Genomic DNA, 12,629 nt, shown 5'->3' with positions numbered 1-12,629 from the left:
AGACCAGGCGAACCCCGATGGACGAACCGGAATCCACACGCGGAGTGCGGTTCGATCCGTTCGCGGACGACGACGAGGACGAAGTCCCCTCGTCCCGCACGGTGCCGGACGCCGCGCACACCTCCGACCTGTCGATGCTCCTGACCAATCCCGTTCTCGCCGAGCACAAACGGTACTGCGACCGCTGCAAGCGGCCGGTCGGACGCTCCACCGCGGCCCGGCCGGGCGACACGGAGGGGGTGTGCACGCACTGCGGGACCGTTTTCTCGTTCGCCCCCCAACTGGAGGCGGGCGAGTTGGTGGCGGGTCAGTACGAGGTCCTCGGGTGCCTCGCCCACGGCGGCGTCGGCTGGATCTACCTCGCGCTCGACCACAACGTCAGCGACCGCTGGGTCGTCCTCAAGGGCCTGCTGCATTCGGGCGACCCCGAGGCCCAGGAAGTGGCGCTCGCCGAACGCCGGTTCCTCGCCGAGGTGACGCACCCGAGCATCGTGAAGATCTACAACTTCGTCGAACACCCCGGGATGGACGGCAATCCCGTCGGCTACATCGTCATGGAGTACGTCCGGGGCCGGACCCTGCGGGACGTGCTCACCGAACTGAAGGAGGAGGCGGCGCCCGACGACCCGAAACCGAGGCTGCCGGTGGAGCATGCCATCCGCTACCTCCTCGAAGTCACGCCTGCGCTCGGATACCTGCACTCGATGGGGCTGGTGTACAACGACCTCAAACCCGAGAACATCATGATCGGCGACGACTACGACCAGCTCAAGCTCATCGACATGGGCGCGGTCGCCAGGATCGGCGATCACGGATACATCTACGGCACACAGGGTTACCAAGCCCCCGAGATCGCCACCACCGGGCCCACCGTCGCCTCGGACATCTACACCGTCGGGCGGACGCTCGCCGTGCTGACCCTCGACATGCCCACCGCCGGGGGCTGTTACGTCGACGGCCTGCCGACTCCGGAGGCGGCGCCGCTGCTGGCGGAATACGAGTTCTACCAGCGGCTGCTACTCCGGTCCATCCACCCCGACCCGGCCAAGCGTTTCGCGTCGGCCGACGAGATGTCGACGCAGCTCCAGGGTGTTCTGCGAGAGGTGCGCGCGCAGCGGACCGGAAACCCGCAGCCGGGACTGTCCCACCGTTTCAGCCCGCAGCGCACGACGTTCGGGACCGACCTCACGATCAGCCGCACCGACGTCTACGTGGACGGGCATCGCCGGGACGAACGCATCAGCGCGATGAGCATCGTTCGGGCACTGCCGATTCCGCTGGTGGACCCGGACGATCCGGCCGCCCCGCTGTTGTCCGTCGTGCACAGCAGACCGCGGGAACTCCTCGATTCGCTGCACCGGGCGAAGGAGGTGGCGGCGAAGGAGGGCGTGGAGTCCACGAGCATCGAGATCCCGCTCGCCGAGGTGCGCGCGCACCTCGACCTCGGGCAGCCGCGTGATGCCACCACCATCCTCGAATCCCTCGACCACGAACTCGAGGACACGTGGCGCGTCGACTGGCACACCGGGCTGTGCGCTCTGGTGGGCGGCGACTTCGAGGAGGCGTTCACCCGCTTCGATTCGGTCCTGACGGCGCTACCGGGCGAGGAGGCCCCGAAACTCGCGCTCGCGGCGACGTCCGAGATGTGGTGCGAATACCGCGCCGCCGAGAACCTCGGGCGGTGGCGCGGGACCGCCGAGAAGTACTACCGCACGGTGTGGCGCACCGATCACGGCGCGGTCAGTGCCGCGTTCGGGCTGGCACGGCAACTCGAGCACCGCGACGACCGGGTCAACGCGGTGGAGGCGCTCGACGAGGTGCCGCCGACGTCCCGGCACTACGCCGAGGCGCGGTTGACGAGTGTGCTGATGCTCGTCCACGATCGGCCCCTCGCGGAGGTGAGCGAACTGGATCTGCAGGAGGCGGCCCGCCGCGTCGAACTGCTCGCCCACGACGAGCGACGCGCGCTCCAGACCCGCGTGCTCGTTCTCGGGGTGGCCGTGGACTGGTTGCATGCCGGCGGTGTCCCCGAGGCGACGAGGATCCTCGGTGTGCCGTTCACCGAGCGCGGTCTGCGCACCGGGGCAGAGGCGGCGCTCCGTGCCCTCGCCCGCAAGGCGCCCGAGCGCAGGCACCGGTACACGCTGGTGGATCTCGCGAATCTGATCCGCCCGACCACGTGGCTGTAGCGCCGGTGTCAGAGGCCGCCGAATCCGACGGATTCACGGCCCCACCGGGCATTCCACGCCATCACCTGCATCCGGTCGCTCAAAGCGTCACGACTGCGCACTGTTTCGGCGAGCTGCCCCATGAGTTCGATGATGCGACGCCGGGCATCCTCCAATTCCGCGGCCAGGCGCTGCTCCTCCCTCGACCTCGCGGTGCGGTTCCTGCCGGCGACCATCGTGTTCATGCCTGCTCCCATCGTGACGTCGCGGCGTGTGCCACTCAGCTCATCTGACCGACAACTCTGCGGCATCTGGTACGGGTCCAGAAGATCCAGAAGAACGGCGGCGCAGGGGTCCAATCTGGACCTATGACACAGCACACAAGTGGCTCTGACGTCGGAGACGGTTCGACCGTACGGTTCGAGTACTCAACCCGATCGGAGAGGTACCTATGCGCAATCACACCGACGCACTCACGATCGCGGGCCGGGACTTCTCGTCGCGGCTGGTCATGGGTACCGGGGGTGCGGCCAACCTGGCCGTTCTCGAAGAGGCGCTGATCGCCTCCGGCACCGAACTGACCACGGTCGCGATGCGCCGGGTGGATGCCGTGGGGAGAACCGGCCTGCTCGAACTGCTGGATCGGCTGGGCATCGCGTTGTTGCCGAACACCGCCGGCTGCCGCGGCGCCGCGGAGGCGGTCCTGACAGCACAGCTGGCCCGGGAGGCACTGGGCACCAACTGGATCAAGCTCGAGGTGATCGCCGACGAGCGCACCCTCCTACCCGACGGGATCGAACTCGTCTCGGCAGCAGAACAACTCGTCGACGACGGCTTCGTCGTGCTGCCGTACACCAACGACGACCCGGTCCTCGCGCAGCGTCTGGTCGACGCCGGGTGCGCCGCCGTGATGCCCCTCGGGTCGCCGATCGGCACCGGGCTCGGCATCTCCAATCCCCGCAACATCGAGATGATCGTCGCGCGCACGGACATCCCGGTCATTCTCGACGCCGGGATCGGCACCGCGAGCGATGCGGCGCTGGCGATGGAACTCGGCTGCGACGCCGTCCTGCTCGCCTCCGCGGTGACGCGGGCGTCGGACCCGCCGCTGATGGCGGCGGCGATGGCCGGGGCGGTCACGGCCGGACGCCGCGCCAGGACCGCCGGGCGGATACCGAAACGGTTCTGGGCGCAGGCGTCGTCCCCGGTCGCGGTGTAATCGGGCGCCCGCGAACGCCGACTCGGCTAGCGTGAACGCCCATGCGGGTACACCACCTCAATTGCGGCTCGTTCTCCTCGGCGCTCATCGGGCGGTTGGTGTGCCACGTGCTGGCATGCGAAACCGACACGGGCATCGTGCTCGTCGACTCCGGTTTCGGACTGGCGGATGTCGCCGACCCCACCGGTCGCGTCGGCAAGTACGCGAAGTTGACCGGCGCCCGGTTCCGCGAGTCGGAGACGGCGGTCCGCCAACTGGGCAAGCTGGGGCTGGATCCCTCGGACGTGACCCACATCGTCGCGACGCACCTCGACTTCGACCACATCGGCGGGGTCGCCGACTTCCCGAATGCCACCCTGCACACCACCGCCGCGGAAGAGGCTGCGTCGGAAGGACGTTCGTCGTTCCGGGAGAAGGTGCGGTACCGCCCCGCCCAGCTCACCCCGCGGCCGAGGACGCACACCTATTCGGGGCCGGGCGAATCCGTGCTCGGTTTCTCCGGCGCCCACCCGATCGACGGGGTCGGCGACCGCATCGTGCTCGTCCCGATGCCCGGGCACACCCGCGGTCACGCGGCGGTGGCCGTCGACACCGGCGACCGCGGTTGGCTGCTGCACGCGGGCGACGCGTTCTACCACCGCAGCACCGTCGCCGCCCCCGGGCAGGTGTCGCCGGGAACCGCCGGTCGCGCGCTGCGGGTGATGGAAGAGCTGATCGCGGTGGACCGTTCGAAGATCCGCGGAAATCACCGCCGGCTCCGGGAACTGAACAATCAGGTGGCCCCGCGGGTCCGGGTCTTCTCCGCCCACGACCCGACGCTGTTCGAGGAACTCGCCGCCGAGCGGGGCTGACTCAGCCGCCGGTCTTCACTGCCGTCAGGTAGGTCGCGCGGTCGGCCAGGTCCGCGAGTTCCTCCGGGAGTTCGGGCGCGGGCCTGCCGTACGACTCGGCCAGCGCGAACGGAGAATAACTCCGCACCGACCAGCCGTGCTCGGTCAGCCAGTGCTCCGGGTCGGCGCGCTCGTCGCCGTAGAACAACTGGGTGATGTCGAGGTCACCGAACGGGTCCTTGTCGAAATACTTCTTCCTGATCTCGTCGAAACGCTTCGCGTCGGTGCCCGGCGCGAAGTTGTCCACAGCGATGTGGCTACCCGGGCTCGACAGTTCGTCGATCCGCTCGAACAGCGCGTCGTGCGCCGCGCCCGGCAGGTACGCCAGCAGTCCCTCGGCCGACCACGCGGTGGGCTTGCCGCGGTCGAGGCCTGCGGCGTCGAGGGCGGCCGGCCAGTCGTCCCGGAGATCGACCGGCACCGCGCGGCGATCGGCCTTCGGCCGCGCACCGTGCTCGGACAGCACTTCCCCCTTGAACTCCAGCACCTTCGGCTGATCGACCTCGAACACCGTCGTGCCCGCAGGCCAGTCGAGGCGATACGCCCGCGCATCCAACCCCGCTGCGAGGATCACCGCCTGCGACACTCCGTCCGCCGCGGCCGTCAGGAAGAATTCGTCGAAGAACCGCGTCCGGAACCCCATGAACCCGGAGAACGGTGTGTCTCCCAGCGAGGACGGGTCGGCCAGCAGCCCGGTGAAATGCGGTTCGCCCGCCGCCTCCACGAACCATGGCGCATAGTCGTCGCGGATCAGGGCATCGGGACGGCCGGTTTCCAGCGCCCGGAACGTCGCCACCCCCAGGGCCGTGAGCCCCACGCTGCTGACAATGTCCCAGGAATCACCGTCGGTGCGCATGAATACCTCCCGATCGTGCCGAAGTGTCGGACATGACGACCGACCAGGCTCCCCGGCGATTCTACGCCGCCACACTCACTGCATCTATCATGTTGCCGTACAACCCGTTTCGACGTCTACCTCTTCACAAGCGCACGCAGCGCGTCGACGATGTCCCCAGGCGCTTCCTCCGCCATGAAGTGACCCGCGGCGAGGGTGTCGTGCACCAGGTCGGGTGCCCAGGCCCGCCAGAGGCCCGCGGCGTCGTAGCCGAGCACGCTGCCCCAGTCCTGCTGGACGACGGTGACGGGCATCCGCAGGTGGTTCCCGGCAGCCCGGTCCGCCCGGTCGTGCTCGACGTCGATGCCCGCCGACGCCCGGTAGTCGGCGACGATGGACGGCACGGCGTCACGGGACGCCCGGAGGTACTCGGCACGCACGTCGGCGGGCATCGCGTCGGGATCAGCGGTCCAGGCGTCGAGGAAGTGGCCGAAGAACGCGTCGGCGCTCGCGCCGATCATCTGCTCCGGCAGTCCGGGTGGCTGCGCCATCAGGTAGAGGTGGAACGCGACCGCGGCGTCTACTCCGTGCAGGATGTCCCACATGTCCAACGTGGGCAGCACGTCGAGCGATGCGAGATGGCTGATCGCATCGGGGTGGTCGAGTCCGGCGCGGATGGCGACCAGCGCGCCGCGGTCGTGCCCGGCCAGCGCGAACCGGTCGTGGCCCAGTTCCTTCGCGAGCGCGACGACGTCGGCGGCCATCGTCCGCTTCGAATAGACGGTGCCGTCCGTCTCGGCAGGTTTGCCGCTGGCGCCGTAGCCGCGCAGGTCCGGGCAGATGACGGTGTGGTCGGCGGCCAGGTCGGTGGCGACGTGCCGCCACATCAGGTGGGTCTGCGGGAAGCCGTGCAGCAGGACGATCGGGCTGCCGGAACCGCCGACCGCGACGTGCAGGTCCACGTCGTCGGCGACGGTCACGCGCTGGTAGTCGAATCCGGGGATGACTGGGGTCATGGGTGGTGGCCTTCCGTGCTCGGGGTGGTTCTCGTCCAGTCTCGGGGCGGTCGATGAGCATTCGATGAGCGCTATACCGTGGCGGAGTGACTCCTACGTTCGGTGTGCTCGGGCCGGTGGTCGCGTGGGACGAGGCGGGGGTTCCCGTCGAGCTGAAGGGACCGCGTCACCGGGCGGTGCTCGCCCGCCTGATCGTCGCCCGCGGACGGGTCGTCCCGGTCGGCGTCATCGTCGACGACCTCTGGGTCGACCCACCCGCCGGAGCGAAGGGCGCAGTCCGGACGTTCGTCTCGGCGCTGCGGCGTGCCCTCGAGCCGCAGCGCGCGGCCCGTACCGCCGCGAGGCTGCTCGTCACCGACGGTCCCGGGTACGCGCTCCGGGCCGGCCCGGAGTCCGTGGACGCATGGCGGTTCGAGCACACGGTCGCCGAGGCCGCGACCGCCGCACCGGGGCGGGCACTCGAGCTGTTGGAGGAAGCGCTGGGGTGGTGGCGCGGCCCGTCGTACGCGGAGTTCGCCGGGGAGTCGTGGGCCCACGCCGACAGGACGCGGCTCGAGGAGTTGCGACTGTCCGCGGTGGAGCGGCGGGCGGAGGCCCGGCTGGCCGTCGGGCTCGCCCCCGAGGCCGTACCGGACCTCGATGCCTTTGTGGCCGAACACCCTTGGCGGGAAGGGGCGTGGCGGCTGCTGGCCCTCGCCCTCTACCGCTGCGGCCGCCAGGGTGAGGCACTGGCCGTGTTGCGCCGGGCGCGGGAGCTGCTCGCCGAGGAACTCGGAATCGACCCGAGCCCGCAGCTGACGTCCCTCGAGACCGACATCCTGCGCCGCGACGACCGCCTCGAACTCGACCCCGACCGGATGTGGGAGCGCGCGGCCGCCGCCTACGACCGCACGGTGGCGTCCGGTGCCCGGGCGCGACTCGAATCGACGGTCGGGCTGCTGCGCAGCCTCGCCGTGGCCGGCGGCAGCGGTCTCGCGGCGGCCCGGGAGCAACGGCTCGCGACGATCGTCGCCGCCGAACGACTGGGCGACCCAGAGCTGACCGCCCGCGTGATCGGGGCCTACGACGTTCCCGGCATCTGGACCCGGTCCGACGACCCGCAGCAGGCGGCGCTGATCGTCGCCGCCGCCGAACGCACCCTCGCACGGCTGTCGCCCGGCGTCCACGACACTGCCCGTGCTCGGTTGCTGGCCACGATCGCCCTGGAGTCCCGCGGGACACCGCGCGACCGCGGGTTGCGGGCCGCCCGGGAGTCCGAGGCGATCGCCCGCGCACTCGACGACCCGGCGCTGCTCGCATCCGCGCTGAACGGCGTCTTCATGCACACGTTTCACCGCTCGGGCCTCGCTCCCGAGCGGGACGCGATCGGCCGGGAACTGATCACACTGTCGGTGCGACACGGGTTCGTGAACTTCGAGGTACTCGGGCATCTCGTTCGGCTGCAGGCGCTCGGGGCGCTCGGCGACTTCGCCGGCGCCGACGAGCACGCCGCCGCCGCGGACGACCTGGCCGAGCGGCACGAGCGACCGCTCGTCGCCGTGTTCACGACGTGGTACCGGGCGATGCGCGCGGCGGCGACGGGTGCGTCCGACGCGGACGCCGAGGCCGGCTACCGGGCGGCGGCGAAGCTCCTCGACGGCAGCGGGATGCCCGGCCTCGAGCACGGGATCCTCCCGCTGGCGCTGCTGTGCCTGCGGGTGTCGCGGGGCCTGCCGGCGACGTTCGACGCCGACACCGAGTGGGGACCGTACGAACCGTGGGCGCGGCCCCACCTCCTGCTGGCGGACGGTCGCCCGGACGACGCGGCGGCCGCCCTGCGCCGGGCACCCGATCCGCCGCGCGATCTGCTCGTCGAGGCGCTGTGGTCGCTGATCGAACACGCCGCGGCCGCCGTCGGCGACGCTCGGCTGATCGAACGGGCCCGAGACGAATTAGCAACCGCCGCAGGCGAAATCGCGGGGGCGGGGAGCGGGATGCTCACGATGGGCCTTCGGCCCGTGCGTGGTTGACGAGTCCCTGCACTCGCTAGCCACGCACAGGCGTCACTTGGCCCACTCCAGCAGGTCGTCGGCGGACCACGTGTTCACGACGCGGTCGGCGTCGACCCCGCACCGCATCGCGCGCTCGCATCCGTAACCCTGCCAGGCGAGTTGGCCCGGGGCGTGCGCGTCGGTGTCGATGGAGAACAGACACCCCAGATCCATGGCCAGATCGATGAGCCGGCTCGGGGGGTCGCGGCGCTCGGGACGGCTGTTGATCTCGACGGCGGTGCCGTGGTCGCGGCAGGCCGTGAACACCTGCTCGGCGTCGAACGTCGACTCCGGCCTGGTCCCGCGCCCGCCCTCGACGAGCCGGCCCGTGCAGTGACCCAGCACGTCCACCAGCGGATTCTCGACGGCTCTGACCATCCGCCGGGTCATCGCCCCGCGCTCCGCCCGCAACTTGGAGTGCACGCTGGCGACGACGATGTCGAGTTCGTCGAGCAGGTCCGGATCCTGATCGAGCGAACCGTCCTCGAGGATGTCGACCTCGATGCCGGTGAGGATGCGGAACGGCGCGAGTTCCTCGTTCAGCTCGGCGATCACCTCCAGCTGAGACCGCAGCCGCTCCGCCGACAGCCCGTTCGCGACGGTCAACCGTGGGGAATGGTCTGTCAGAGCGCAATATTCGTGGCCGATGAGGGCCGCGCTGCGCATCATCTCGTCGATCGGGCTGCCGCCGTCGGACCAGTCCGAATGGGTGTGCAGATCGCCCTTGAGCGCCTGACGCAACGCGCCGCCGCCGATCGGCTCCGCATTCTCTCGCAGTTCCGCCAGATAGACGGGCACCCCGTCGAGCGCCTCCCGGATCACCGTCGCCGTCTTCGGCCCGATGCCCGGCAGGTCCTTCCAGCTGTCGGTACGCCCGCGGACGTCCCGCTGCTCGTCGGACAGTTCGGCGACCACGTCGGCCGCCCGCCGGTACGCCTTCACACGGTGCGTCTCCGCCCGCGACCGTTCGAGCCAGAACGCTGTCTCTCGCAGGGCCTGCACCGGGTCCATCGGGCTGTCGGCGTCCATGACTCCAGTGTTGCGCCCACCCGGACGTCACCGCAACGCTTCGCGCGCCCCGTCCCGGACCGCGGTCGTGAGCGCCGCGAGAATGGGCGAATCCAGCTTCCACCGCTGCCAGTACAGCGGAACGTCGATCGGACGGGACGGGTCGAGTTCCACGAGACGGTGGTCGTCGCCGGTGTGCAATTCCGGCAGCAGTCCCCAGCCCAGTCCGTAGCGGACGGCGTCGGAGAACGCCGAGGACCCGGGCACGAAATGTCGCGGCGGCTGCAACCGGCGCCGGGTGAATCCGCGCAGGAACCGGGCCTGCAGTTCGTCCTTGCGATCGAAGTCGAGCATCGGTGCCACCGCGAGGGCGTCCGCGGTCGGGCCGTCGGGAAGCCAGCGTTCGGCGTAGTCGCGGCTGCACAGCGCGCGGTACCGCATCGACCCCAGCTTCTCGACGGTGCAGCCCTGCACCGCCTCCGGAACGGACGTCACGGCGGCCATCACCGTGCCCTCCCGCAGCAGGGTGGTCGAGTGGAATTCGTCCTCCCGGTGCAGGTGGAACAGCGCCCGGTACTCCGGCGCCAGCCGGGCGAGAGCCGGAATCATCCACGTGGACAGCGAATCCGCGTTGACGACGAGCGGCAGCGTGCTCGTCGCCGCCTGTTCGGGATTGAGCGAAGACATGGCCTCACGCTCGAGGTGCGCCATCTGGCGGGCGAGCGTGAGCACGACGTGCCCGGAGTCGGTGGCCCGGACCGGCTTGGCCCGCTGCACCAGGACGCGTCCCACCTGCTGCTCGAGCGCCTTGATCCGCTGGCTCACCGCTGACGGCGTGATGTGCAGTACCCGGGCCGCGGCGTCGAAGGTGCCTTCGTCGATCACGGCGGCGAAGGTGCGGAGAGCGGCCAGGTCCAGATCCATATGAAGCGATGCTAATGGCAATGAAGGATAATTAGCTGGATTGATGACGGTGGGGTTCGTAGCGTGGTTCCCATGCACCTCACCCCTGCCCTGCTCACGGCGGCGGCCGGCTTCGGCACCGGCCTGTCGCTGATCGTCGCGATCGGCGCGCAGAATGCGTTCGTCCTGCGACAGGGGATCGTCCGCAGGCACGTCCTGCCGGTGGTCGTGCTGTGCGCGGTGTCCGACGTCGCACTCATCGCCGTCGGGATCAGCGGAATCGGGGCCGTACTCGCCCACGCTCCCGCCGCCGTCACCGTGATCCGCTGGGCGGGAGCGGCATTCCTCGTCTCCTATGCCGTGCTCGCCGCCCGTCGCGCTCTGCGCCCCGGAACGCTGGACGCCACGATGGAAGTCGGATCGGCGACCCTCGCGACGTCGATCCTCACCTGCCTCGCGCTCACGTGGCTCAACCCGCACGTCTACCTCGACACGGTGCTGATGCTCGGCTCGGTGGCCAACAACCAGGGCGATTCGGGGCGGTGGCTGTTCGGTCTCGGCGCCGCCACCGCGAGTGTCATCTGGTTCCTCGCACTCGGCTACGGCGCCCAGTTCCTGCATCGCGTGTTCGCCCGCCCGAACGCGTGGCGCGTGCTCGACGCCGGGATCGCCGCGCTGATGCTCGCCCTCGGCATCACCCTCGTCACCAGCTAGTCAACTTTTTGTTGACAGAGCACATCTGTCAACCAATACTTGACAGATGTCGGATGTCGCGCTCACCCAGCTGCTGTCGGACGCGATCGCCAAGGCGGACCCCCGGATCGACCCGGGGCTCGACCACGACCCCGCCGCCTACCTGGCCCTCGTCCGGCTCACGTCGCAGGCGCGGGACTCGGTCGACGAACTGCTGATCTCCGCGATCTCCGCCGCACGCTCCGCCGGCCACAGCTGGGACACGGTCGGCGCCGCCCTCGGCATGTCGCGGCAGGCGGCGCAACAACGCTTCGGCAAACGGATCGGCGACGCCCCCGACCCGGACCCGGACGGCCGCACCCGCCGGCTCACCCCACTGACCGCGTTCAACGAGATGCGCATCCTCAACCGCGCCGGCTCGTACGGCTGGCACTCCGTCGGATTCGGCACCCTGTTCCACACCGTCCGCAAGTCCGACGAACAGTGGGAGCACACCCGGGCGTCGGCGCTCGCGAGCCGCGAGAAACTCGAGGCCGACGGCTGGCAGAAGGTCGGGACGCTGTGGTTCCCGTGGGCGTACTTCAAGCGCCCGCTGGGCATCCCCGCGCTCCCCGAACCGGTGAGCGGCGACTACCTGATGGAACCGTGATGGACGCCGTCGCACGATTCGCGGCCGCCCGCGTCGCCCGGCTCGCCACGGTCGGGGCGGACGGGGTGCCGCACCTCGTCCCGCTCGTCTTCGCGCTCGACTCCGACGCCATCTATTCCTGCGTCGATCACAAACCCAAACGCACCACGGCCTTGCGGCGCCTGAAGAACATCTCCGGCAACCCCGCCGTCACCCTGCTGGTGGATCACTACGACGAGAACTGGGACCACCTGTGGTGGGTGCGGGTCGACGGCCGGGCCCGGATCCTCGACCCGGACTCCGACGAGGGCGCCGCCGCGCTCGACGTCCTCGCCGCGAAGTATCCGCAATACGTCGACCGCCGCCCGGACGGGCCGGTGATCGCGATCCGCGACCTGAGGTGGCATCACTGGTCCGCCCTGTGAGTACTTGTTAACCGCCGGCGGTTAACAAGTACTCACAGGGCGATAGCCTCTTCCGCATGCCCACAGCCCTGATCACCGGCGCCAGCCGTGGCCTCGGAGCCGCCATCGCCCGCGAACTCGCACCGACCCACGACCTCCTGCTCGGCGCCCGGTCGGCCGGGTCGCTGACCGGCATCCTCGCCGAGCTGCCGGGCGCGAAACCCTGGCCGGTCGAGCTGACCGACTACGACGCGGTGGCGGCGGCGTGCGCACCGATCGACCGGCTCGACGTCCTCGTCCACAACGCCGGCGTCGCCGACCTCGCGACCGTCGCGGAGTCGACCGTCGAACAGTGGCGGCACACGCTCGAGGCGAACGTGATCGCGGTGGCCGAACTGACGCGACTGCTGCTGCCCGCTCTGCGCGCCGCAGGCGGCCACGTGGTGCTCATCAATTCGGGTGCCGGCATCCGCGCGAACGCCGGCTGGGCGTCGTATGCGGCGAGCAAATTCGCGCTCCGGGCGTTCGGGGACGCGCTGCGGCTCGAGGAGCCGTTACTGCGCGTCACATCTGTTCACCCCGGTCGGATCGACACCGATATGCAGCGTGCCATCGTGGCCGGCGAGGGCGACGAGTACCGGCCGGAGAAGTACCTGCAGCCGTCGACCGTCGCAAAAGCCGTGCGTACCGCGGTGGAGACGCCGCGTGACGCGCACCCCACAGAAGTCGTGCTGCGGGTGCGCTGACAGCGGAGAAACCTGCGTGAGATACATCACAGATTGATCTCACAGAAAGGCTTTAAGCTGCTCACAATCAGTCGCCCTACAGTTCTTCT

General features: G+C 70.0%; 13 protein-coding genes. 8 read left to right on the top strand and 5 right to left on the bottom strand.

Annotated features, from left to right (window positions below):
* Positions 1-17: 17 nt before the first annotated feature.
* Positions 18-2,189 carry a serine/threonine-protein kinase gene (locus BLV94_RS28225; RefSeq protein ID WP_072942524.1) on the top strand — a complete coding sequence of 724 codons (2,172 nt, stop codon included), beginning with the start codon at positions 18-20 and terminating at the stop codon, positions 2,187-2,189.
* Between the two features lie 8 nt (positions 2,190-2,197).
* Here BLV94_RS28225 and BLV94_RS28220 read toward each other — a convergent pair whose 3' ends face one another.
* Positions 2,198-2,413 (bottom strand): hypothetical protein, encoded by a 216-nt coding sequence (locus BLV94_RS28220; protein ID WP_072942651.1) that lies wholly within the window; start codon positions 2,411-2,413, stop codon positions 2,198-2,200.
* Between the two features lie 206 nt (positions 2,414-2,619).
* Between BLV94_RS28220 and thiG the strand changes: the two genes are divergently transcribed.
* Positions 2,620-3,387 (top strand): thiazole synthase, encoded by a 768-nt coding sequence (gene thiG / locus BLV94_RS28215; RefSeq protein ID WP_072942526.1) that lies wholly within the window; start codon positions 2,620-2,622, stop codon positions 3,385-3,387.
* Between the two features lie 41 nt (positions 3,388-3,428).
* Complete coding sequence (locus tag BLV94_RS28210; protein WP_072942528.1) at positions 3,429-4,238, top strand: MBL fold metallo-hydrolase; 810 nt, start codon at positions 3,429-3,431, stop codon at positions 4,236-4,238.
* A 1-nt stretch (position 4,239) separates the two neighbouring features.
* Here BLV94_RS28210 and BLV94_RS28205 read toward each other — a convergent pair whose 3' ends face one another.
* Both BLV94_RS28205 and BLV94_RS28200 read right to left on the bottom strand, forming a co-directional pair.
* Positions 4,240-5,133, bottom strand: a complete 894-nt coding sequence (locus BLV94_RS28205) for a class I SAM-dependent methyltransferase (protein WP_072942530.1) — start codon at positions 5,131-5,133, stop codon at positions 4,240-4,242.
* Positions 5,134-5,249: 116 nt separating this feature from the next.
* Positions 5,250-6,128 carry an alpha/beta fold hydrolase gene (locus BLV94_RS28200; protein ID WP_072942531.1) on the bottom strand — a complete coding sequence of 293 codons (879 nt, stop codon included), beginning with the start codon at positions 6,126-6,128 and terminating at the stop codon, positions 5,250-5,252.
* An 86-nt stretch (positions 6,129-6,214) separates the two neighbouring features.
* On the opposite strand from BLV94_RS28200, the gene BLV94_RS28195 reads away from it, so the two are divergent.
* Positions 6,215-8,137, top strand: coding sequence for an AfsR/SARP family transcriptional regulator (locus BLV94_RS28195; protein ID WP_072942533.1), 1,923 nt, complete (start codon positions 6,215-6,217; stop codon positions 8,135-8,137).
* A gap of 33 nt (positions 8,138-8,170) precedes the next feature.
* Here BLV94_RS28195 and BLV94_RS28190 read toward each other — a convergent pair whose 3' ends face one another.
* Both BLV94_RS28190 and BLV94_RS28185 read right to left on the bottom strand, forming a co-directional pair.
* Entirely contained in the window at positions 8,171-9,169 is a 999-nt protein-coding gene (locus BLV94_RS28190; RefSeq protein ID WP_072942652.1) for a PHP domain-containing protein, read from the bottom strand.
* Positions 9,170-9,214: 45 nt separating this feature from the next.
* Positions 9,215-10,090 (bottom strand): LysR family transcriptional regulator ArgP, encoded by an 876-nt coding sequence (locus BLV94_RS28185; RefSeq protein ID WP_072942535.1) that lies wholly within the window; start codon positions 10,088-10,090, stop codon positions 9,215-9,217.
* Between the two features lie 72 nt (positions 10,091-10,162).
* Here BLV94_RS28185 and BLV94_RS28180 point away from each other — a divergent pair, with 72 nt between their 5' ends.
* The 4 genes from BLV94_RS28180 to BLV94_RS28165 are packed head-to-tail and all read left to right on the top strand — an operon-like array spanning position 10,163 to position 12,540.
* Positions 10,163-10,783: a LysE/ArgO family amino acid transporter gene (locus BLV94_RS28180; protein ID WP_072942537.1), complete on the top strand. Its 621-nt coding sequence runs from the start codon at positions 10,163-10,165 to the stop codon at positions 10,781-10,783.
* A gap of 46 nt (positions 10,784-10,829) precedes the next feature.
* Entirely contained in the window at positions 10,830-11,411 is a 582-nt protein-coding gene (locus BLV94_RS28175; RefSeq protein ID WP_072942539.1) for a hypothetical protein, read from the top strand.
* The gene (locus BLV94_RS28170) at positions 11,411-11,815 is read left to right on the top strand and encodes a TIGR03668 family PPOX class F420-dependent oxidoreductase (protein ID WP_072942541.1); all 405 of its coding nucleotides are present in this window, start codon (positions 11,411-11,413) and stop codon (positions 11,813-11,815) included. The genes BLV94_RS28175 and BLV94_RS28170 overlap by 1 nt, the downstream gene beginning before the upstream one ends.
* Positions 11,816-11,871: 56 nt before the next feature.
* Positions 11,872-12,540, top strand: coding sequence for an SDR family oxidoreductase (locus BLV94_RS28165; RefSeq protein ID WP_072942544.1), 669 nt, complete (start codon positions 11,872-11,874; stop codon positions 12,538-12,540).
* Positions 12,541-12,629 lie beyond the last annotated feature (89 nt).

It is taken from the genome of Rhodococcus koreensis, assembly GCF_900105905.1.
Taxonomy (GTDB): domain Bacteria; phylum Actinomycetota; class Actinomycetes; order Mycobacteriales; family Mycobacteriaceae; genus Rhodococcus_F; species Rhodococcus_F koreensis.
The sequence above is the reverse complement of the archived record's forward strand: the minus strand, read 5'-3'. Positions and strand labels throughout refer to the sequence as shown.

Coding starts and splice junctions, on each gene's coding strand:
- BLV94_RS28225 (WP_072942524.1), top strand. CDS start 18: ATGGACGAACCGGAATCCACACGCGGAGTGCGGTTCGATCCGTTCGCG.
- BLV94_RS28220 (WP_072942651.1), bottom strand. CDS start 2,413: ATGAACACGATGGTCGCCGGCAGGAACCGCACCGCGAGGTCGAGGGAG.
- thiG (WP_072942526.1), top strand. CDS start 2,620: ATGCGCAATCACACCGACGCACTCACGATCGCGGGCCGGGACTTCTCG.
- BLV94_RS28210 (WP_072942528.1), top strand. CDS start 3,429: ATGCGGGTACACCACCTCAATTGCGGCTCGTTCTCCTCGGCGCTCATC.
- BLV94_RS28205 (WP_072942530.1), bottom strand. CDS start 5,133: ATGCGCACCGACGGTGATTCCTGGGACATTGTCAGCAGCGTGGGGCTC.
- BLV94_RS28200 (WP_072942531.1), bottom strand. CDS start 6,128: ATGACCCCAGTCATCCCCGGATTCGACTACCAGCGCGTGACCGTCGCC.
- BLV94_RS28190 (WP_072942652.1), bottom strand. CDS start 9,169: ATGGACCCGGTGCAGGCCCTGCGAGAGACAGCGTTCTGGCTCGAACGG.
- BLV94_RS28185 (WP_072942535.1), bottom strand. CDS start 10,090: ATGGATCTGGACCTGGCCGCTCTCCGCACCTTCGCCGCCGTGATCGAC.
- BLV94_RS28180 (WP_072942537.1), top strand. CDS start 10,163: ATGCACCTCACCCCTGCCCTGCTCACGGCGGCGGCCGGCTTCGGCACC.
- BLV94_RS28175 (WP_072942539.1), top strand. CDS start 10,830: ATGTCGGATGTCGCGCTCACCCAGCTGCTGTCGGACGCGATCGCCAAG.
- BLV94_RS28170 (WP_072942541.1), top strand. CDS start 11,411: ATGGACGCCGTCGCACGATTCGCGGCCGCCCGCGTCGCCCGGCTCGCC.
- BLV94_RS28165 (WP_072942544.1), top strand. CDS start 11,872: ATGCCCACAGCCCTGATCACCGGCGCCAGCCGTGGCCTCGGAGCCGCC.